Origin of the sequence: Bacillus sp. RO2 (genome assembly GCF_012911845.1) — a bacterium.
Classification (GTDB): Bacteria; Bacillota; Bacilli; order Bacillales; family Bacillaceae_I; genus Sutcliffiella_A.
On the sequence record NZ_JAAXCU010000057.1, the window covers coordinates 118,750 to 139,133 of the forward strand.

23 protein-coding genes are annotated in these 20,384 nt (G+C 44.4%); 22 read left to right on the plus strand and 1 reads right to left on the minus strand.

Features of this window, described 5'->3' with window-relative positions:
• The 22 genes from HF078_RS19395 to HF078_RS19500 all read left to right on the plus strand — a co-directional run bounded on the left by HF078_RS19395 (nucleotide 1) and on the right by HF078_RS19500 (nucleotide 19,432).
• Nucleotides 1–201 carry a PspC domain-containing protein gene (locus HF078_RS19395; RefSeq protein ID WP_169292634.1) on the plus strand — a complete coding sequence of 67 codons (201 nt, stop codon included), beginning with the start codon at nucleotides 1–3 and terminating at the stop codon, nucleotides 199–201.
• Nucleotides 198–560: a phage holin family protein gene (locus HF078_RS19400; protein ID WP_169292854.1), complete on the plus strand. Its 363-nt coding sequence runs from the start codon at nucleotides 198–200 to the stop codon at nucleotides 558–560. Before HF078_RS19395 ends, HF078_RS19400 begins: the two co-directional genes overlap by 4 nt.
• Before the next feature lie 349 nt (nucleotides 561–909).
• A complete protein-coding gene (gene hprK, locus HF078_RS19405) occupies nucleotides 910–1,848 on the plus strand; it encodes an HPr(Ser) kinase/phosphatase (protein ID WP_060664420.1) in 939 nt (312 codons plus the stop codon).
• A gap of 22 nt (nucleotides 1,849–1,870) precedes the next feature.
• Nucleotides 1,871–2,737 carry a prolipoprotein diacylglyceryl transferase gene (lgt, locus tag HF078_RS19410; RefSeq protein ID WP_169292635.1) on the plus strand — a complete coding sequence of 289 codons (867 nt, stop codon included), beginning with the start codon at nucleotides 1,871–1,873 and terminating at the stop codon, nucleotides 2,735–2,737.
• A gap of 53 nt (nucleotides 2,738–2,790) precedes the next feature.
• Complete coding sequence (locus HF078_RS19415; protein ID WP_169292636.1) at nucleotides 2,791–3,735, plus strand: nucleoside recognition domain-containing protein; 945 nt, start codon at nucleotides 2,791–2,793, stop codon at nucleotides 3,733–3,735.
• Nucleotides 3,725–4,375 carry a pyrophosphatase PpaX gene (ppaX, locus tag HF078_RS19420; protein ID WP_169292637.1) on the plus strand — a complete coding sequence of 217 codons (651 nt, stop codon included), beginning with the start codon at nucleotides 3,725–3,727 and terminating at the stop codon, nucleotides 4,373–4,375. The genes HF078_RS19415 and ppaX overlap by 11 nt, the downstream gene beginning before the upstream one ends.
• The gene (locus HF078_RS19425; protein ID WP_169292638.1) at nucleotides 4,368–4,880 is read left to right on the plus strand and encodes a DapH/DapD/GlmU-related protein; all 513 of its coding nucleotides are present in this window, start codon (nucleotides 4,368–4,370) and stop codon (nucleotides 4,878–4,880) included. The genes ppaX and HF078_RS19425 overlap by 8 nt, the downstream gene beginning before the upstream one ends.
• Nucleotides 4,881–5,285: 405 nt before the next feature.
• Nucleotides 5,286–6,470, plus strand: a complete 1,185-nt coding sequence (locus tag HF078_RS19430) for an ATP phosphoribosyltransferase regulatory subunit (protein WP_169292639.1) — start codon at nucleotides 5,286–5,288, stop codon at nucleotides 6,468–6,470.
• Nucleotides 6,467–7,096 (plus strand): ATP phosphoribosyltransferase, encoded by a 630-nt coding sequence (gene hisG, locus HF078_RS19435; RefSeq protein WP_169292640.1) that lies wholly within the window; start codon nucleotides 6,467–6,469, stop codon nucleotides 7,094–7,096. Before HF078_RS19430 ends, hisG begins: the two co-directional genes overlap by 4 nt.
• 5 nt (nucleotides 7,097–7,101) lie before the next feature.
• Nucleotides 7,102–8,406 carry a histidinol dehydrogenase gene (gene hisD, locus HF078_RS19440; RefSeq protein ID WP_169292855.1) on the plus strand — a complete coding sequence of 435 codons (1,305 nt, stop codon included), beginning with the start codon at nucleotides 7,102–7,104 and terminating at the stop codon, nucleotides 8,404–8,406.
• Nucleotides 8,390–8,977: an imidazoleglycerol-phosphate dehydratase HisB gene (gene hisB / locus HF078_RS19445; protein WP_169292641.1), complete on the plus strand. Its 588-nt coding sequence runs from the start codon at nucleotides 8,390–8,392 to the stop codon at nucleotides 8,975–8,977. The genes hisD and hisB overlap by 17 nt, the downstream gene beginning before the upstream one ends.
• A 3-nt stretch (nucleotides 8,978–8,980) precedes the next feature.
• Complete coding sequence (hisH, locus tag HF078_RS19450; RefSeq protein WP_169292642.1) at nucleotides 8,981–9,610, plus strand: imidazole glycerol phosphate synthase subunit HisH; 630 nt, start codon at nucleotides 8,981–8,983, stop codon at nucleotides 9,608–9,610.
• A 4-nt stretch (nucleotides 9,611–9,614) separates the two neighbouring features.
• A complete protein-coding gene (gene hisA, locus HF078_RS19455) occupies nucleotides 9,615–10,343 on the plus strand; it encodes a 1-(5-phosphoribosyl)-5-[(5-phosphoribosylamino)methylideneamino]imidazole-4-carboxamide isomerase (RefSeq protein ID WP_169292643.1) in 729 nt (242 codons plus the stop codon).
• Entirely contained in the window at nucleotides 10,344–11,102 is a 759-nt protein-coding gene (gene hisF, locus HF078_RS19460; RefSeq protein ID WP_169292644.1) for an imidazole glycerol phosphate synthase subunit HisF, read from the plus strand.
• Nucleotides 11,099–11,764 carry a bifunctional phosphoribosyl-AMP cyclohydrolase/phosphoribosyl-ATP diphosphatase HisIE gene (hisIE, locus tag HF078_RS19465; protein ID WP_205831687.1) on the plus strand — a complete coding sequence of 222 codons (666 nt, stop codon included), beginning with the start codon at nucleotides 11,099–11,101 and terminating at the stop codon, nucleotides 11,762–11,764. The genes hisF and hisIE overlap by 4 nt, the downstream gene beginning before the upstream one ends.
• Before the next feature lie 153 nt (nucleotides 11,765–11,917).
• Nucleotides 11,918–13,345 (plus strand): tetratricopeptide repeat protein, encoded by a 1,428-nt coding sequence (locus tag HF078_RS19470; RefSeq protein ID WP_169292645.1) that lies wholly within the window; start codon nucleotides 11,918–11,920, stop codon nucleotides 13,343–13,345.
• Nucleotides 13,346–13,961: 616 nt separating this feature from the next.
• Nucleotides 13,962–14,918, plus strand: a complete 957-nt coding sequence (gene trxB / locus HF078_RS19475) for a thioredoxin-disulfide reductase (RefSeq protein ID WP_169292646.1) — start codon at nucleotides 13,962–13,964, stop codon at nucleotides 14,916–14,918.
• A gap of 807 nt (nucleotides 14,919–15,725) precedes the next feature.
• Nucleotides 15,726–16,184, plus strand: coding sequence for an 8-oxo-dGTP diphosphatase (locus tag HF078_RS19480; protein WP_060665399.1), 459 nt, complete (start codon nucleotides 15,726–15,728; stop codon nucleotides 16,182–16,184).
• Nucleotides 16,185–16,211: 27 nt separating this feature from the next.
• Entirely contained in the window at nucleotides 16,212–17,102 is an 891-nt protein-coding gene (rapZ, locus tag HF078_RS19485; RefSeq protein ID WP_169292647.1) for an RNase adapter RapZ, read from the plus strand.
• The gene (locus HF078_RS19490) at nucleotides 17,102–18,070 is read left to right on the plus strand and encodes a gluconeogenesis factor YvcK family protein (RefSeq protein ID WP_148989073.1); all 969 of its coding nucleotides are present in this window, start codon (nucleotides 17,102–17,104) and stop codon (nucleotides 18,068–18,070) included. The genes rapZ and HF078_RS19490 overlap by 1 nt, the downstream gene beginning before the upstream one ends.
• Before the next feature lie 87 nt (nucleotides 18,071–18,157).
• Nucleotides 18,158–19,102, plus strand: coding sequence for a DNA-binding protein WhiA (gene whiA, locus HF078_RS19495; protein ID WP_060665402.1), 945 nt, complete (start codon nucleotides 18,158–18,160; stop codon nucleotides 19,100–19,102).
• Between the two features lie 72 nt (nucleotides 19,103–19,174).
• Entirely contained in the window at nucleotides 19,175–19,432 is a 258-nt protein-coding gene (locus tag HF078_RS19500) for an HPr family phosphocarrier protein (protein ID WP_060665403.1), read from the plus strand.
• Between the two features lie 195 nt (nucleotides 19,433–19,627).
• On the opposite strand, the gene clpP is transcribed toward HF078_RS19500, so the two are convergent.
• Nucleotides 19,628–20,212: an ATP-dependent Clp endopeptidase proteolytic subunit ClpP gene (gene clpP / locus HF078_RS19505; RefSeq protein WP_060665404.1), complete on the minus strand. Its 585-nt coding sequence runs from the start codon at nucleotides 20,210–20,212 to the stop codon at nucleotides 19,628–19,630.
• Between the last annotated feature and the right edge of the window lie 172 nt (nucleotides 20,213–20,384).

The window sequence follows — 20,384 nt, forward strand, 5'->3', positions numbered from 1 at the left end:
ATGAAACGTCTTATTCGTTCCAAAAACGACCGCAAGCTTGCGGGTGTGCTTGGAGGCCTAGGGAAATATTTAGGGATAGATTCCAATCTGTTGCGCGTTATTTTTGTCATTCTCTTGTTCCCAACAGGAATAATGCCTCTGATAGTTACGTACTTTGTTTTAACTTTTCTACTTCCGAATGAAGAGTCAGAGATTCACTGATGAGATGGGCTGTCAGTATTCTCGTTAATGCATTAATATTGATTGTGGTTGCGGGCTATTTTGACTCATTCCAACTGAGCAGTGTCGGAGCAGCAATCATTGCAAGTTTGATTTTGGCAGTGTTGAATACCATTGTGAAACCAATCTTGGTTATTTTGACTTTGCCTGTTACATTGCTTAGTTTAGGATTGTTCTTGTTTGTGATCAATGCGATCACGCTTATGTTGACTGCTTTCTTGATGGGGGATGCATTCAATATTGATGGGTTTGGAACGGCCATTTTAGCAGCAATTGTTATATCCATATTAAATTTGTTAATCCAGAAAGCAATTGTCGAGCCTTTGCAAAAGAAGAATTAATGTGAAACGCGAACCTGAAAGATCCCGGGTTCGCGTTTTTTAGGTTCTGTTAACCACCGCTGTTGATCTCCGCAAATGGCTTCGCTTTCCGCGGGGCGACCTTGAGCCTCCTTGGCAAGCCTGCGGGGTCTCAACACGGTCACTTCTTCCCCCGCAGGAGTCTTCGCCTTTTGCTCCAATCACCAGCTAAGAGATTTCATATCCGCATTTAAATCCCCTCTCCCGAACCTCCCACTTAATAAAAAAGTCAAATAGTGCTAAAATGAGAAAAGGTTGATTTACATAAGAAGCGTAACACTCATTTTGACATACACATCAGGGTGTTTCCATACTGAAGGAGGTTTTGGCTGTGCCAAAGGTTCGGACAAAGGATCTGATTGAGAAGTTTAATTTTGAATTGATTGGTGGGGAAGAGGGCGTGAATCGTCCGATTGCGACAAGTGATATTTCCCGACCTGGTATAGAGATGGCCGGTTATTTTACCTACTATCCGGCAGAGAGAATTCAGTTGCTTGGAAAAACGGAGCTGTCTTTTTTTGAAAGGCTTACGCCGAAGGAAAAAAGAGAGCGTATGAGTCAGCTCTGCACGGACATCACTCCGGGCATCATTGTGTCAAGGGACATGGAAGTTCCACCTGAACTCGTGGAAGCAGCAGAGTACGAAAGTGTGCCACTAATGCGTTCACCGATGAAAACGACGAGGCTATCCTCCCATCTGACCAATTACTTAGAAGGAAAGCTCGCACCGACAACCGCAGTACACGGTGTGCTTGTCGACATTTACGGAGTCGGCGTGCTTATCACTGGGAAAAGTGGCGTAGGTAAAAGTGAAACGGCACTTGAACTTGTAAAAAGAGGACATCGTTTGGTGGCGGATGATTGCGTCGAAATCAGACAGGAAGATACAGATACTCTTATCGGGAACTCGCCGGAACTGATTGAACACCTTCTTGAGATCAGGGGTCTTGGTATCATCAATGTCATGACGCTTTTTGGAGCGGGAGCGGTGCGCAGTTACAAACGAATCACGCTTGTCATTAATCTTGAGCTATGGGATAAAAACAAGCAGTACGACCGGGTTGGTTTGGATGAAGAAAAGATGAAGATTATTGATTCTGAAGTGACACGCTTGACGGTTCCTGTTCGTCCTGGACGAAACTTGGCTGTTATCATTGAAGTGGCAGCGATGAATTTCCGCTTGAAGAGAATGGGCATGAATGCTGCTGAGCAGTTCTCCAACCGTTTGTCAGGTGTTATTAATAATGAAAATGAGCATGAAGACATTTAATAAATAATGGAGTGTGGGGAACATGTTGTTAGGAAACATTGAGCCGTTAAATCCGGTCATGATCAGTTGGCCGATTACGGTTTACTGGTATGGGGCCATTATTGGTACAGGAGCCCTGCTTGGATTATGGATTGCCACAAGAGAGTCCGAAAGACGCGGACTTAACAAGGATGTATTTGTCGATCTTGTCTTGTTTGCCATCCCGATTGCAATTCTTTGTGCAAGACTATATTATGTAGCGTTTCAGTGGGATCATTATTCGCAAAACCCGGGCGATATTCTGAAGATCTGGGAAGGCGGACTTGCGATACACGGCGGTCTGATTGGCGCCATCACCACTGGGGTTATTTTTGCAAGAATACGAGGGATTTCGTTCTGGAAGCTTGCTGATATCGGTGCACCAAGTATCATCCTTGGTCAGGCAATTGGCCGCTGGGGGAACTTCATGAACCAGGAAGCCCATGGTGGGGAAGTGACAAGAGAATTCTTGGAGGGGCTTTACTTACCGAATTTCATTGTCGACCAAATGTACATAAACGGGACGTATTATCATCCAACTTTCCTTTATGAATCTATTTGGAATTTGGTTGGGTTTGGATTGCTTCTTTTACTGAGAAAAGTGAACTTAAGACGTGGGGAACTCTTTTTAAGTTATGTGATATGGTATTCAATTGGACGCTTCTTTATAGAAGCAATGCGTACAGACAGCTTAATGCTGACTGAGTCTTTAAGAATCGCACAAGTTATTTCCATTGGACTGATCGTCCTTGCCATCGCACTTATTATTGTGCGTCGTGTGCTTGGCATGGCTAACAGACGTTACTTGGATCCAGAAAATAAAGAACGTTACATGGATTCAAAGAAAAATACACCTGAAGCGACCAAATAAGCAAGCCTCCTACAGAAAAAATGGAGCGGCTACTTCAAAGGGGGAGGAGCTTCATGATGCAAACATTTAAACGCGGGCTGATGGTGGGGCTGGCGACGACGTGGACACTGGGGAAAGTCATTTTTCCCGTAACACTCCTTGTCGGTATTCTTCAGCATACACCAGTCCTACAATATCTAATAAAAGCAATCGCGCCGATCATGGGGATTTTCGGTCTATCAGGTGAAGCATCCATCCCGCTTGTAATCGGGAATTTTCTAAACTTGTATGCTGGAATAGGTGCCATCCTTACCTTGGACCTTACCGTAAAAGAAGTGTTTATCTTGGCTGTCATGCTCTCGTTTTCACATAATCTTTTAGTAGAGTCGACCGTTGCGGCAAAAGTAGGGTTGAAAATATGGGTGATCTTAGCCGTCCGACTCGGCCTAGCTTTTTCTGCGGGAATACTCATCAACCTGGTATGGAAAGGTGGAGGCGAACTTGCCCAGTATGGCATGGTCGCAAAATCTGAAGAGGCTGTAACAGGCTTTTTCCCTATTATCCTTGATGCCACACAACGTGGTCTGATGGGTATTCTGCAGCTTGCAATCATCGTCATTCCACTTATGGTCCTTGTGCAATATATGAAGGAGCTTGGTTGGCTGGCGGTATTCTCGAAGTGGATGGGGCCGTTTACCCGAGTGCTCGGAATGAAAGAGAATACGTCTACTACCATGGCGGCGGGCCTAGTAATCGGCCTTGCCTATGGAGCAGGAGTTATGATTCAGGCGGTAAAAGAGGATAATGTAAGTAAGAAGGATTTGACTCTTGCCTTTATTTTTCTCGTTGCCTGTCATGCGGTGGTGGAGGATACGCTTATCTTCATTCCGCTTGGTATCCCGGTTTGGCCGCTACTTGCGATCCGAATTACAACTGCCATTCTCCTTACGATAGCCGTTGCTTTCGTTTGGAAAAGGCTAGAACTTGCAAAAAGAAAGGAAGCCTCTTATGACCATTAACACCGTGCTTTTTGATCTAGATGGAACACTTATAGATACAAACGACCTTATTATTGAGTCGTTCCTTCACACATTAAATCATTATTATCCAGATCAGTATGGGCGTGAAGACGTACTGACCTTCCTCGGCCCACCTCTATACGATACATTCGTAAAAATGGATGAGTCGAAAGTGGACGAGATGATTGCCTATTATCGCGACTTCAATATGACCAAACATGACGAGTATGTAACAGAGTTTGAAGGGGTATTAGAAACAGTAAAGCTTTTGCATGAAAAAGGTCTGAAGCTTGGAATCGTGACGACAAAAATGCGTCAGACTGTGGTAATGGGTCTTAAGTTGACGGGTCTTGACCGATTCTTTGATGTGGTCGTCTGCCTGGATGATGTCACCAATGCCAAACCAGATCCGGAACCAATCCACCTTGCCCTGCAGCAGCTAGGCTCAACGCCTGATGAGGCAATCATGGTAGGCGACAACTTTCACGACATCCTAGCAGGAAAAAATGCCGGAACGAAAACGGCAGCAGTAAGCTGGACGATTAAAGGAGTCGAATACCTTCAATCCTTTGAACCGGATTATATGCTCACACATATGCAAGACTTGCTGCCAATATTGGGAGTGACTGAGGGTGAGTAGAAGGACGACCCGCTACCCGGTGGAGGGCGCGAATTCCCTTTGGCATGTTTACAAAACCGTCCCTTTTATAAAAGTCGTGAAAAACTTTGCTGTTATTCAGATCGCCAGGTACACGCCATTTTTAGGAATGAAAAACTGGCTCTACCGCACATTTTTACGCATGAAGGTAGGCGACCAAACTTCCTTTGCCTTAATGGTCATGCTTGATGTCATGTTCCCGGAAAAAATAAGCGTCGGTCGCAACACGGTTATTGGCTATAACACAACCATCCTTGCCCACGAATACCTGGTCAAGGAATACCGCCTCGGCGATGTCGAAATCGGCAGCGAAGTGATGATCGGCGCCAACACGACGATCCTGCCCGGCATTATCATCGGCGACGGAGCCATCGTCTCCGCGGGCACCCTTGTACATAAAGACGTCCCAGAAGGTGCCTTCGTCGGGGGGAACCCAATGCGCGTCATCTATACGAAAGAGGAAATGCAGGAGCGGATGAAGTTTTAGAAAAGGTGATCCCACCTGTTAATTGGAGTGCAAGGTGTGAGGCTCCTCAAAAATGCTAACGAATTTTCTTCGTGCGATGAATCTCTGCCGAAGCTTTCCTTGTCCTGCGGGGGATAACGGTTGGTTGAGACCCCGCAACGAAGTGAGGCTCAAGCATCGTCCCGAGGAAAGCGAACACCTGGAACGGAAATTAACAGGAAGTTTTACAGATAACCCTTTCTATTAAATCAAAACTAACAAATAACTAGCACTTTGTCTCCAAGGATAAAGTGCCTTTTTTTACCCAAAATAGAGAAAGACACAACTAAAACCGTTAACACTTGACCAAAAAGCTTCATTTTGTTAGTATGTTACCATATTAGCGAACTAAAGGATTTCAGATTATTATAAAAGGTGGGTATCCACATGTCAAAACCATTCATGTTCGAAAAACCACTAGGAATGCGGGACACGCTTCCTTCCTTATATGAAGCAAAACAGAACGTCAAAAACACGATGACAGCAGAAATCAGTCAATGGGGCTATCAGTTTATGGAAACCCCGACACTGGAATACTACGAAACGGTGGGCGAAGCATCCGCTATCCTCGATCAGCAACTTTTTAAGTTACTAGATCAGCAAGGACACACACTCGTCTTAAGACCAGACATGACAGCTCCCATTGCCAGGGTGGCGGCTTCAAGACTATTAAATGAGGGTTATCCGCAGCGACTTGCTTACTCGGCCAATGTTTTCCGCGCTCAGCAAAACGAAGCTGGAAGACCTGCTGAATTTGAGCAAATAGGTGTGGAGTGCATTGGTGACCGTTCTATCAGTGCCGATGCCGAGATGATTGCCTTGCTTGTAGCTCTTCTCCAAAACACAGGGTTATCAACTTTTACTGTAGCGATTGGTCATATCGGATTTTTGCAGGAGATCTTCCTCGACATAGTCGGTAATGAAGAGCGTGCGGCAACCTTAAGAAGGTACTTATATGAAAAAAATTACGTGGGGTATCGCGAGCATGTGAAAAACTTGCCGCTGTCCTCGATTGATAAAAAACGCCTTCTAAACTTATTAACATTAAGAGGAGATTCGTCCAACATTGAGCTTGCGAAAGAAGTGCTGGATGGAGATGCGGGTAAAAAAGCGATACAAGAGCTAGAGCAGCTATGGACGATGTTAGAAGCTTATGGTGTCGCAGAGTTTGTGAAACTGGATTTAAACATTGTCAGTCATATGAGTTATTACACAGGGATTGTGTTTGAAGCGTATGCAGGAAACATAGGCTTCCCGATCGGAAATGGCGGAAGATATGATAAGCTGTTCCAAAAATTCAACCGCGAGAAATCGGCCACAGGGTTCGGAATCCATTTAGACCGTCTCTTAGAAGCAAAAGGTGTGAAGAAGGCGGAAGTGAAGATACACGGAGTATTGTTCAGTCAAGTAAGAAGAGAAGAGGCAATCGCATTTGCCACTTCCAAAAGAGAAGCTGGGGAAAAAGTAATCCTTCAGGACATTGCAGGTGTGGAAAATGTGGATGCATGCACGGCGTCCTTCAGCGATGTAACCTTTTTTCTTGGAAAAGCTAGAAAGGAGAACGAAGCATGAGCGTACTGACAATTGCGATGCCAAAAGGAAGAATTTTTGAAGAGGCGGCTCAATTGCTTGTCCAAGCGGGTTATAACATTCCTCCCGATCTAGATGATTCTAGAAAGCTGATCATTGATGTACCGGATGAAAACATGCGCTTTATTTTAGCAAAGCCGATGGATGTGACTACTTATGTGGAGCATGGAGTGGCAGATGTCGGAATTGCGGGCAAGGACGTGATGCTAGAAGAAGAGCGTGATGTATATGAAGTGCTCGATTTAAAAATCAGCGAATGCTATTTGGCAGTGGCAGGCTTGCCTGGAACGGAAATGAAGGATGTTGCCCCTAAAATTGCAACGAAATATCCTGGAATTGCTTCAAGCTATTACCGTGAACAAGGGGAGCAAGTGGAGATTGTAAAGTTAAACGGTTCTATTGAACTGGCACCGTTGATTGGGTTATCCGACCGAATTGTGGATATCGTATCCACCGGACGAACACTTAAAGAGAATGGATTAGTGGAATTTGAGAGAATTGTGGATATCACGTCGCGTTTGATTGTGAATCCTGTGAGTTACCGGTTAAAAGACAAGCAAATAGATGAACTTGTGGGTAGATTAGCAGAGGTAGTTGGAGAGGTGTAAAAATGATAAAGATAAAAAAGGTGAGCGAATCGGTTTCGTTGCGCCGTTCGATTGATCAGGGAACAGAAGAACAACGTGATGCAGTCCTACAAATCCTGCAAACGGTCAAAGTACAAGGGGATAAAGCGCTGTATTCATACACGGAAAAATGGGATGGCGCAACACTATCCACATTAAAAGTCACAAAAGAAGAAATCCAAGCAGCTTATCAACAACTTTCTCCACAAGTTATCAACATCATCCACAATGCTGCTGATAATATCCGCGATTTTCATCAAAAACAGGTCAAACAGTCGTGGTTATCCACAAAACCAGACGGCACGATTCTGGGACAACAAGTAACAGCGCTCGATGCGGTCGGTGTTTACGTACCTGGTGGAAAAGCGGCCTATCCCTCGTCCGTATTGATGAATGTCATACCGGCACAAGCGGCAGGAGTGGAAAGGATTGCGATGGTGAGTCCCCCTTCTGCAGACGGCACATTGCCTGCCGGGGTGCTCGTAGCAGCTGATATTCTCGGTGTGGATGAAATCTATAAGGTGGGTGGAGCACAAGCGGTCGCCGCCCTTGCCTATGGAACGGAAACCATTCAGGCTGTGGATAAGATCGTTGGACCTGGAAACATCTTTGTGGCACTTGCGAAAAAAGAAGTATATGGACTTGTGGATATTGATAGCATTGCAGGACCAAGCGAAATTGTCGTGTTGGCGGATGAGACGGCAAAGGCTAACGAGATTGCAGCGGATTTATTGTCTCAGGCAGAGCATGATGAACTGGCTTCAAGCGTGCTCGTGACTACGTCAGCGTTACTTGCCGAACAGGTCGCTTATGAAGTAGAAAAACAGCTATCCACACTTCCGCGTGAAGCAATAGCGCGAGCATCTATTGAAGCATACGGCACTATTTTTGTAACGGATACGATTCAAGAGGCGCTCCGTGTGATCAACGAGCTGGCACCAGAGCATCTAGAAGTGATGACAGCCGAAGCAATGAATCTTCTTCCGTACATCAAACATGCCGGAGCTATTTTCCTAGGCAGATACAGCTCAGAGCCTGTTGGGGATTATTTTGCCGGGCCGAATCATGTGCTTCCTACTAACGGGACAGCCCGCTTTTCCAGTGGATTGTCTGTGGATGAATTTGTGAAAAAATCCAGTGTAATTATGTATAGTGAACAGGCTTTAAAAGAGAATGTGGATAAAATTGCAGCGTTTGCGCGATTAGAGGGTTTAGAAGCGCATGCACGTGCGGTGGAATCGCGATTTACTAACAAGGAAAAGTGGGGAGAGACTGATGACACGAACAGCTAGTTTGGAGAGAAATACGAAAGAAACACAAATACAGCTTGCTTTTACGATAGATGGAGAAGGAGCGGCAAAGCTTGAGACGCCTGTTCCTTTTATGACTCATATGCTGGACCTTTTTACAAAGCATGGCCAATTCAATCTGGACTTGCAGGCAAACGGGGATGTGGATATTGATGATCACCACACCACAGAGGATATCGGGATCTGTCTAGGTCAGGCGTTAAAAGATGCACTTGGGGATAAAGTGGGGATAAAACGATACGGAAACGCGTTTGTGCCAATGGATGAGGCGCTTGCACAAGTTGTTGTAGATCTAAGCAACCGTCCGCATCTTGAAATGAGAGCGGAATTCCCAAGCCAGAAGGTAGGTACATTTGATACCGAACTTGTCCATGAATTTTTATGGAAGCTTGCTTTAGAGGCTCGCATGAATCTTCACGTGATTGTGCATTATGGTACGAACACCCACCACATTATCGAAGCGATATTCAAAGCGCTTGGCCGTGCACTGGACGAAGCAACGACGATTGATCCGCGAGTTAAAGGGGTACCATCGACGAAGGGAATGTTATAGAAGATGATAGGTATCATTGATTACGGAATGGGGAATTTGTATAGCGTGAGTAAGGCTTTAGAGCGGATGGATGTCAAGTATGTCATTTCTAATGACCGGGATGTCTTGTTTGAAACGGAAGGGCTTATCCTGCCAGGTGTCGGCTCGTTCCGTGACGCCATGTCTATTTTACAAGAAACAGGTCTAAATTCTTTTATAAAAGAAGAAGTAGCACGGGAGAAAAAGTTGCTTGGGATTTGCTTAGGCATGCAGCTGTTGTTTGAGGAAAGTGAAGAGAATGGTGTAACAGAGGGGCTGTCTCTTTTACAAGGCAAGGTGGAACGCTTTCCTGGAGTTACAGCAGAAGGTGAATCCTATAAGGTACCGCATATGGGTTGGAACAAGCTTGAATTCCAACAGGCATCTCCGCTTTTAGATGGTGTGCCAGAGGATTTCGTTTATTTTGTTCATTCCTACTATGTAAAGGATTTTGCTGAAGCGGAACTATTGGCAAGCAGTACATATGATGTGCAGGTGCCAGCTGTGGTGGGACACGGGAATGTGTTTGGAACACAGTTTCATCCGGAAAAAAGCAGCAATGTCGGCTTGGCGATATTGAAAAATTTTGTGAATCTTGTCCAGGAAGAGAAGTGATAATATGAGTTTTACCATATATCCGGCTATCGATATGCGCGGTGGAAAATGCGTACGTCTGTTGCAAGGAGATTATAGTAAGGAAACGGTCTACGGGGATTCGCCGTTTGATATGGCCAAAACGTTTGTAGATCAAGGTGCAGAGTGGATTCATATGGTGGATCTTGACGGCGCCAAGGCAGGTTCGCCAGTCAATGACCGCTTTGTGCTGCAGGTGGCACGAGAGCTGTCTGCGAAAGTGCAGATTGGCGGAGGAATCCGTACTGTGGAGGACGTGGAGCGTTATTTGGAAAACGGTGTAAACCGGGTTATTTTAGGAAGTGCGGCAATTAATGACCCAGATTTTGTGAAGGCGATGCTTGCTAAATATGGTAAGAAAATTGCAATTGGCCTTGATGCCAAGGATGGATATGTGGCAACGGAAGGTTGGGTGGAAACGTCTACTGTGAAAGCGACCGTGCTTGGTAAAGAGCTTGCGGATGCGGGAGCAGAAACATTCATTTTCACAGACATCGCAACGGACGGCATGTTATCTGGACCGAATGTCGATGCGACGGTTGAACTTGCTCGTGTGACAGGTGCATCTGTCATTGCTTCCGGGGGAGTAAGTTCTGTGGACGATCTAATGGCGCTTCGAAAATATGCAGGCGATGGCGTGTCAGGGTCCATTGTCGGAAAAGCGATCTATACGGAGAAAATCAATCTCGCGAGTGCATTGGAAGAGGTGAAATAGATGCTAACGAAACGAATCATCCCTTGTCTGGATGTAAAAGAAGGACGGGTGGTAAAGGGGGTTCAGTTTGTCGAACTCCGAGATGCGGGTGACCCGGTTGAGCTGGCTGCCTTTTACGATGAAGAAGGTGCAGATGAACTGGTGTTCCTTGATATTTCTGCCTCTCATGAAGGACGTGAAACGATGGTGGATGTAGTCGAGCAGGTGGCTGCAAAATTGGCGATTCCGTTCACAGTCGGCGGTGGCATCAACTCTATTGATGACATGAAAAGGCTGTTAAGAGCGGGTGCGGATAAAGTCTCACTGAATACAGCAGCATTGTTGAATCCTTATTTGATACAGGCTGGGGCTAATTACTTTGGCTCACAATGTATTGTTGTCGCAATTGATGCTAAGTATGACGAGACCCTTGGTTCGTGGAGAGTGTATACACATGGCGGACGGAAGGAAACGGACTGGGAAGTGGTGGAATGGGCTCGTGAAGCGGTGAAGTTGGGAGCCGGGGAGATTCTATTGACGAGCATGGACAGTGACGGGGAGAAGAAGGGATTCAACTTGGCGCTTACTAAAGCAGTAAGTTCGGCCGTCTCCGTTCCGGTGATTGCCTCTGGTGGAGCAGGCGACGCTTCTCATTTTCTGGATGCGTTTGGAGAAGGAGCAGCAGATGCAGCTTTGGCAGCCTCTATTTTCCACTATAAAGATACGAGTGTAAAAGAAGTGAAGAGTTATCTAAAGGAGAAAGGGGTGCAGGTTCGATGATCAATCTAGAAGCAGTGAAGTTTGATGAAAAAGGGCTTGTCCCGGCTATTGTGCAAGATGCTACTACTAAAGAGGTGTTGACTCTAGCATATATGAACGGTGAGTCATTGGTGAAAACAGTCGAAACCAGGGAGACATGGTTTTGGAGCCGTTCTCGAGGTGAACTTTGGCACAAAGGGGCAACTTCCGGTAACACGCAGCGTGTGGTAGAAATGCGATATGACTGTGATCAGGACGCGGTGCTTGTGCTGGTTGAGCCGAATGGTCCGGCATGTCATAAGGGGGAGGAGACTTGTTTTCATGAGGTGGTGCTTGGTACGGAAACAGATGCGGCAGGTGAAATTGACGCTTCGGATTCAGGGACAGCTTCGATTTTAGCACGCTTAGAGTCTGTCATTGCCTCCCGTGCTGTGGATAAGCCAGAGGGCTCTTATACTACCTATCTTTTTGAAGAGGGTGTGGATAAGATTCTGAAGAAAGTTGGCGAGGAAGCGGCGGAAGTAATTATTGCGGCAAAAAACCGTGACCGCGGTGAGCTTACCTGGGAGGTTGCCGATCTCTTTTTCCATGTGATGGTGTTATTGCGTGAGCAGGATGTGAGCTTGGCGGAAGTGTTGGCAGTGTTGGAGGAGCGGCATGCGAAAAAGCCCTCTGGTGAATAGGAAGAATAACCTGGTTACAGCACTTTTCTAGTTTCAATGCTAGGAAAGTGTTTTTATTTGAAAATAAAGCACACCTCAAAATTTCCCACCTATTCTTTCCAACCCCTCTTATGTTATACTACGAACGGTAAGTAAGTTTGTATGGAGGCTATAATGGGAAAAAATCCGAATGTGAAACAAGTTGCGAAGATCATCCCATTTGCGCAGAATGGCGATTATTTTTTTCAAAAGGGAATCCGTGCTTATCGGAAGCGGGATTTATATAAGGCAAGAAAATGGCTCCAACGTGCCGAGGCAATGAAGCCAAGTGATGCATCTATCATGTGTCAGCTGGCGATTGTCCTTACTGAGCTTGGAGACTATCAGCGTTCTAATGAACTTTTAGAAGATATTATAGAAGATTTGGCACCGGACATGCATGATTGTCATTATTTCTTAGCTAACAACTATGCCTACTTGGGATTGTTTCAGGAGGCAAGAAAGCATGCTGAGGAATATTTAACGATGGAGCCAGACGGAGAATTTGTAGAGGATACCGAGGATTTGATTGATCTTTTGGAAATCGAGGTAGATGAAGCGGAAGATTATGTGGATGGTCAGGACCACCTCATTGTCATGCAGGAGAATGCAAGAGGCCTGCTTGAAAAAGGGGAACTTGATGAAGCATTGGAGCTTCTCGAACAAATTATTGAAGAGTATCCCCAATTCTGGTCGGCGTATAATAATCTGGCTTTAGCCTACTTCTATAAAGGGAACTTAGTAGAAGCTCGGGAAGTTCTGGAGGAAGTGCTGGAAAAGAACCCAGGAAACTTGCATGCGCTTTGTAACTTGCTTGTCTTTTTCCATTATGAAAATAATGTGAAGGAAATGAACAAGCTAGCAAACCGACTTGAAAAAGTGACACCTATTTTGGTGGAACACCGTTATAAGCTTGGAGCGACTTTCGGGTTGATTGGTCGACACGAATTGTCCTACAAGTGGTTACGTTCTTTACAGAAAAACGGTTTTCAAGGTGATGCAACGTTTTATTTCTGGCTTGCGAATGCAGCATATCAAACGGAACGCTTTACAGTTGCGGAGCAGTCGTGGTCAAAAGTCCTTGAAATGAATCCTGAAAAGGCCGGAACGGAGCCTTGGAATCAAATGGAAGATAAAACGGTTGAGGAAGAAGAAGCGGAGCAGCTTTTTCATATTTTCCAATCAAGTACTTCTAGCAAGACTACAGTCAAAAATGTACTCGAACAATCCTTCGTCACGTCGACGGTCCGTGAATTTGCCATGTTTGCTTTATTGAAACGTAGAGATGTGCCAATAAATGTCGTGAATGGGTATGAAATTGCATCACTATTAAATACAAACCAAGTAGATATGATTGTAAAAGAATGGTTTGATTTATATGCTCGAGCATTAAAACAAGCTGTCACTTTTACGAACGCACCAGCATGGGCAGCAGCATTCGCCTACGTCTGGAGCAAAGGAAACGGATACGCTGTGACCCAGAAAGAGTTAGTGGAAAGATATGAGGTTTCCACAAGCACGCTAAGAAAATATATTAAAAAGGTAGAAGATCTACTTTCTTAAAAACCGGGCTGGGATGATGCTCGGTTTTTTTGTGTGTTTAAATTTTAATTATGGAAGAAAAGGTATGATGGTTCTATGAACCCCTGAGCCGCAGAAAAAGAGGAAACATTGTCCTCATAGGGTGTCAATGAAGCCCTGAGCCGAAGAAAAAGGGGGAACATTGTCCTCATAGGGTGCCAATGAAGCCCTGAGCTGCAGAAAAAGGGGAAACATTGTCCTCATAGGGTGCCAATGAAGCCCTGAGCCGAAGAAAAAGAGGGAACATTGTCCTCATAGTGTGTCAATGAAGCCCTGAGCCGAAGAAAAAGAGGGAACATTGTCCTCATAGGGTGTCAATGAAGCCCTCAACAGGTGAAAAAGAGGAAACATTGTCCTCATTCAGTGTCTATGAATCCCAGCCCCTAAGAAATCATGAATACATTGTCCTCATAGCTTTCGAAAAGTCAAAAGAGCTCGACCAAACTCCCCATGAGCAAAAAATTGGACGGACAACCACCCTGTTATATAGGATAGTAACTGGGAATACTTTTAAAGGTATTCTGTAAATATATATCTAAAATCGGATGAAAATAGGGTTATCATAAAATGCAACAAATGAGTTAAAGGAGTGGGCAACATGACAGAAGAAAAAATTTATGATGTGATTATTATAGGAGCTGGACCTGCGGGAATGACATCTGCGGTATACACATCTCGTGCGAATTTAAGCACATTGATGATCGAGCGCGGGATGCCTGGCGGGCAGATGGCGAACACAGAGGAAGTAGAAAACTACCCTGGTTTCGACCATATCCTTGGACCTGAGCTATCAACGAAAATGTTCGAGCATGCGAAGAAATTCGGTGCTGAATATGCATATGGTGACGTAAAAGAAGTAATCGATGGAAAAGAGTATAAAACAGTGAACGCTGGAAGCAAATCTTACAAAGGTCGTACGGTCATTATTTCAAGTGGTGCGGAATACAAAAAGATCGGTGCGCCTGGAGAGAAAGAGCTTGGCGGACGCGGGGTTTCCTACTGTGCAGTATGTGACGGCGCGTTTTTCAAAAATAAAGAATTAGTAGTTGTAGGTGGAGGAGACTCTGCTGTAGAAGAGGGTGTGTACCTCACTCGCTTTGCATCCAAAGTGACGATTGTTCACCGTCGTGATGAGCTTCGCGCACAAAAAATCCTTCAGCAACGTGCTTTCGATAACGACAAAATTGACTTCATCTGGAATCATACTATCAAAGAAATTAACGAAAAAGATGGCAAGGTTGGCAGTGTGACACTTGTCAGCACGAAAGATGGCGAAGAGCAAGAATTCCAAACAGATGGTGTCTTCATCTATGTAGGTATGCTTCCTCTGACAAAACCGTTCTTGAACCTTGGGATCACAAACGACATGGGTTACATTGAAACAAATGAGCGCATGGAAACGAAAATCCCTGGTATTTTCGCTGCGGGGGATATCCGTGAGAAAACTTTACGCCAAATTGTTACGGCAACAGGTGACGGAAGCATCGCGGCTCAAAGTGCACAACATTATGTAGAAGAGTTAGTTGAAGAACTTAAGGCAAACGCAGCGAAATAATGGGCTAAAGGTTTGGGGTGCTAGGTATGTCGAACTATAAAAGAGCATGTCGAAATCTCCCTTTAATCAAAACGTAATTGCGCCTTAACGCATCTGTAACAGCTTTGAAACAATAATCGGTTATTATATAAATAGTAATTGACCCCCTTTTATAAATATAGTGGATGACACGGGTTCCCTTTTTCCCGTGTCCTTTTTTTATGTCTATTTTTCTTGAGTCTGACGACGGTTATTTCTATAAGCCCCAAGTGAATGATTCTCAAGAAGAAAGGTCAAATATGAGCGATTTATTAGCCCGAAGCAAGTGGTTTTCAAGCAGAAAGGTCAAATAGAAGCGTTCTATACGCCTGAAGCAAGTGGTTTTCAAGCAGAAAGGTAAAATAGAAGCGTTCTATACGCCCGAAGCAAGTGGTTTTCAAGAAGAAAGGTCAAATAGAAGCGTTCTATACGCCTGAAGTAAGTGATCTCCAAGCGTAAAAGTCCTATAGAAATTAACTCCGTAATAAGGTCCCCTCACACCCCTACGCACATTACACCTTGTTTACTCTATCCAACAAAGCTATGATATACTTAAAAAATAAAGCGTTTACACGATTCGAACCGGAAGCTGGAATCGATACCTGTAAGAAATCCTGACACACAGTTTGCTAATTTGTAGAACTTTACTGTGTCTTAATCAATACTTTTGCTGTAAAATAAAAAATGATACACTTGGCTAGTTTTATTTTTTACGCAGCTGTTGCTTTCCGCAAATAGCTTAAGGGATAGAAAAAACACAATTAGCCAAGCTCAAAAGGGGTTGTAACCATGCAAAGAGTAACAAATTGTGTGCTAGTGAAAGATGACCAAGTGCTACTATTGCAAAAGCCGCGTCGTGGATGGTGGGTTGCACCTGGTGGAAAAATGGAGCACGGTGAATCAGTGAAGGATTCCGTAGTGCGCGAATATCGTGAAGAAACTGGCATTTACTTAAAAAATCCTGCCCTGAAGGGTGTTTTTACATTTGTAATAAAAGAAGGCAAGGATATTGTTTCTGAATGGATGATGTTCACATTCCTTGCAACGGAATACGACGGACAGAATGTAAAGGAATCAGAAGAAGGGATAATTGAGTGGCATAAGCAGGAAGACATCGCCAAACTTCCGATGGCACCTGGCGATTTCCATATTCTCGATTACCTTATAAAAGGATCTGGCATGATTTTCGGGACGTTTACTTATACGCCGGACTTTGAACTGTTGTCCTACCGCCTTGATCCAAACTGATTAGACAAAAAAGGGAGTGGAAGAAACATGAGTACAGGTACGAGCAGTGATGTAGAATTAGTCATTATCACTGGTATGAGTGGAGCAGGAAAAACAGTGGCCATTCAAGCTTTAGAGGATCTGGGTTTTTTCTGTGTTGATAATCTGCCGCCGACTTTGCTTCCAAAATTTTTGGAGCTGATGGAAGAGTCGGGTAATAAAATGAATAAAGTGGCATTAGTAATGGATTTACGCGGACGTGAGTTTTTTGACAGTCTGTTTGAAGCGCTGGATGATATTTCTGAATTGTCTTGGGTAACGCCTCAAATCTTATTCCTTGATGCGAAGGATTCTGTTCTTGTGACACGTTATAAAGAGACAAGAAGAGCGCATCCATTGGCTAAATCAGGTCTGCCGCTTGAAGGAATCGAACATGAGCGCGAGTTGTTAGAAGAGTTAAAGGGCCGTGCCCAACTGATTTTGGACACTTCCAACTTAAAGCCACGTGAACTTAGAGAGAAAATCCTCAAACAATTTGCCACACACTCCAAACAAACTTTTAAATTGAATGTCGTTTCCTTCGGTTTTAAATATGGACTTCCTATAGATGCAGATCTTGTGTTTGATGTACGCTTCTTACCAAATCCCCATTACATTGACCATATGAGACCGATGACAGGGCTTGATGAAGAGGTTTCTTCCTATGTGTTGAAGTGGTCGGAAACGCAGAAATTTGTAGAAAAGCTTACGGATTTGTTGACCTTTATGCTGCCTTACTACAAGCGAGAAGGGAAGAGTCAGTTAGTCCTTGCAATCGGGTGTACAGGAGGGCAACACCGTTCTGTGACCTTGGCAGAGTATTTTGCTAAGCATTTCAAGGATGAGTATGATACACTCCTAACACACCGAGATATTGAGAAACGAAAGGGTAAACACTGATGAGACGTCAAAAAGTACCTAAGATTGTCATCATAGGTGGGGGAACTGGGCTGCCTGTTTTACTCAGGGGCCTCAAGCACTATGATGTGGATATTACTGCAGTGGTCACAGTTGCCGACGATGGAGGAAGCTCGGGGAGATTGCGTGATGAACTGCACATTCCACCTCCTGGAGATGTCCGGAACGTGCTCGCCGCCTTATCGGATGTGGAGCCTTTGATTGAAGATCTCTTCCAGCACCGCTTTGCAACAGGTAACGGGCTTTCAGGACACTCGCTAGGAAACCTCTTGCTTGCAGCAATGACTACCATCACAGGTGACTTTGTCCATGCCATCCGCGAGATGAGTAAGGTGTTGAATGTTCGAGGGAAAGTTCTGCCTGCCGCCAACCAAAGTGTTATTTTACATGCGGAAATGGAAGACGGATCCATTGTTACAGGAGAATCCAAGATTCCGGCCAATGGGCAGAAAATAAAGCGGGTGTTCCTTACCCCCGATAAAGTGGAGCCTTTGCAGGAATCAGTGGACGAAATAGAAAAAGCAGATCTAATCATTGTCGGACCGGGAAGTCTCTACACAAGTATTTTGCCGAATCTGCTTGTCCCGAAGATAGGAGAGGCTGTGTGTAACGCACACGCCAAAAAAGTGTATATATGCAATGTTATGACGCAAGCTGGTGAAACGCTTGAATATACGGCAAGTGATCATGTTAAGGCGCTCTATGATCATTTGGGTTGCCGTTTTATGGATACCATTCTTGTTAATGAAGAAGATATTCCTGAAGATATCGCCATTCGCTATAAAAAAGAACTTGCAACACCTGTAGTGTATGATATTGCTGCTTTATCTAATTTGGGACTTGAAATAGTTCATGATAAAATCATCCGATACGAAGATGGAGTGATTCGTCATGACACCCAAAAAGTAGCGGCATTATTGTACTCCATGATAAAACTGGACGAAAACTAGATGCAAACGGATGCATTACTGGATGTAAGGGGATAATGCTTGAGCACCTCGCATACACCTAGTAAATTCACAATGGAGGTGAAAACAATGTCCTACGCTTCTGAAACGAAAAAAGAATTAACGACCATAGAAACAAAAGACTGTTGCGTCAAGGCGGAACTTGCGGCGCTGATCCGTATGAACGGTTCTCTGTCCTTTTCCAATCGCAAACTTATATTGGATATACAAACTGAAAACGCCGCCATTGCCCGCAGAATCTATACGTTAACAAAAAGGATTTATGATGTGCGTGTCGAATTGCTTGTACGAAAGAAGATGAGATTAAAGAAGAATAACGTCTATATCGTTCGGTATGCCGAGCAAGCACATTATATTTTGGATGAATTAAAAATCTTGAAGGATGGCTTCACCTTCGTTCGTGACATATCTGAAGAGCTGATCAGCAAAAAATGCTGCAAGCGATCTTATTTGCGAGGTGCCTTTTTGGCAGGCGGTTCAGTGAATAATCCGGAAACGTCATCCTATCATCTTGAAATCTTTTCTCTCTACCATGAACATAACGAATCTTTATGTGAACTGATGAATATGTTTCACTTAAACAGTAAAACATTGGAGCGGAAAAAAGGCTATATCACATACCTGAAAGAGGCCGAAAAGATTGCTGAATTCTTAAGCATCATCGGTGCCCATCAGGCTTTGCTGAAGTTCGAGGACATCCGGATTGTGCGTGATATGCGTAACTCGGTTAATCGCCTTGTGAACTGTGAAACTGCCAACCTCAATAAAACAATTGGTGCTGCGATCCGCCAGGTAGAGAATATCCGTTTTATCGATAGCACGGTCGGACTTAGTATTTTGCCTGACAAGCTTCGTGAAATTGCGGAACTGCGCGTCACTTACCAAGATGTAACGTTGAAAGAACTTGGAGAAATGGTATCAAGCGGGACGATCAGCAAATCCGGTATCAATCACCGACTACGTAAAATAGATGAGATTGCCGATAAACTACGAGCAGGGGAATCTGTTAAATAAGACTGGAGAGAGTCACTTCGATTCGAGCTGACTCCAACCAGCAACTATACATTAGATAGAGGAGGAATAATAATGGTACAAAAACAAGTGGATGTTCGTTTAAAAACTGGATTACAAGCACGCCCAGCAGCACTTTTCGTACAAGAAGCCAACCGCTTCTCAAGTGAGGTTTTCTTAGAAAAGGACGGGAAAAAGGTAAATGCGAAAAGTATTATGGGCTTGATGAGCTTAGCTATCAGCACGGGTGCTACAATCACATTGATTGCTGATGGTCATGATGAAGAGGATGCGATTGCTGCGTTAGCAGATTACGTACAACAAGAGAACTAAAAAACCGGGTCTCCCCTTGATGGGAAACCCGGTTTTGTTTTATGTGTCTGTTAAAACTTGCTGTTGCTTTACGCAAACTGCTTCGCTTTCCGCGGGGCGGCCTTGAGCCTCCTCACTCCGTTGCGGGGTCTCAACTATGCCGCTACTCCCCCGAAGGAGTCTTCGCATTTTGCTCCAATCAACAGCTAAAAACTATTAGTTATTGTTTCTAATTACTTTGTCGATTAGTCCGTATTCTAGTGCACGGTCGGCAGTCATGAAGTTGTCGCGGTCTGTGTCGCGGGAGATTACTTCGATTGGCTGGCCAGTTTGCTCGGATAGAATCGTGTTCAATTTTTCGCGTAGGAACAAGATGCGTTTAGCCGCAATCTCGATTTCCGTTGCTTGACCTTGTGCTCCACCAAGTGGTTGGTGAATCATGACTTCACTGTTAGGTAGCGCGAAACGCTTGCCTTTAGCTCCAGCTGCAAGCAAGAATGCTCCCATGGAAGCCGCCATACCTACACACATTGTGCTGACATTCGGCTTAATGAAGTTCATTGTATCGTAGATAGCCATACCAGCTGTAATGGAACCACCTGGGCTGTTGATATAAAGAGAAATATCTTTATCAGGATCTTCCGCTGCCAAGAATAGAAGCTGAGACACAATGGAGTTAGCCACATTGTCATCAATTGCACTTCCAAGCATGATGATACGGTCCTTTAATAGACGGGAGTAAATATCGTACGCGCGCTCCCCACGACTTGTTTGTTCAATAACTGTAGGAATTAAGTTCATCTCACTTTTCCTCCTTTAAATTTAAGTTTTCAATCGACATAGGCTCCTATGTAAAAATGGGAAAACCTTCAGCGAACCTATACCAATTAGTAAGTATTACTAAATCTTTATGTACTTTTATCATACATACAAGGTCAAGAATGGTCAAATAAAAACCATCGCAAATACCCCC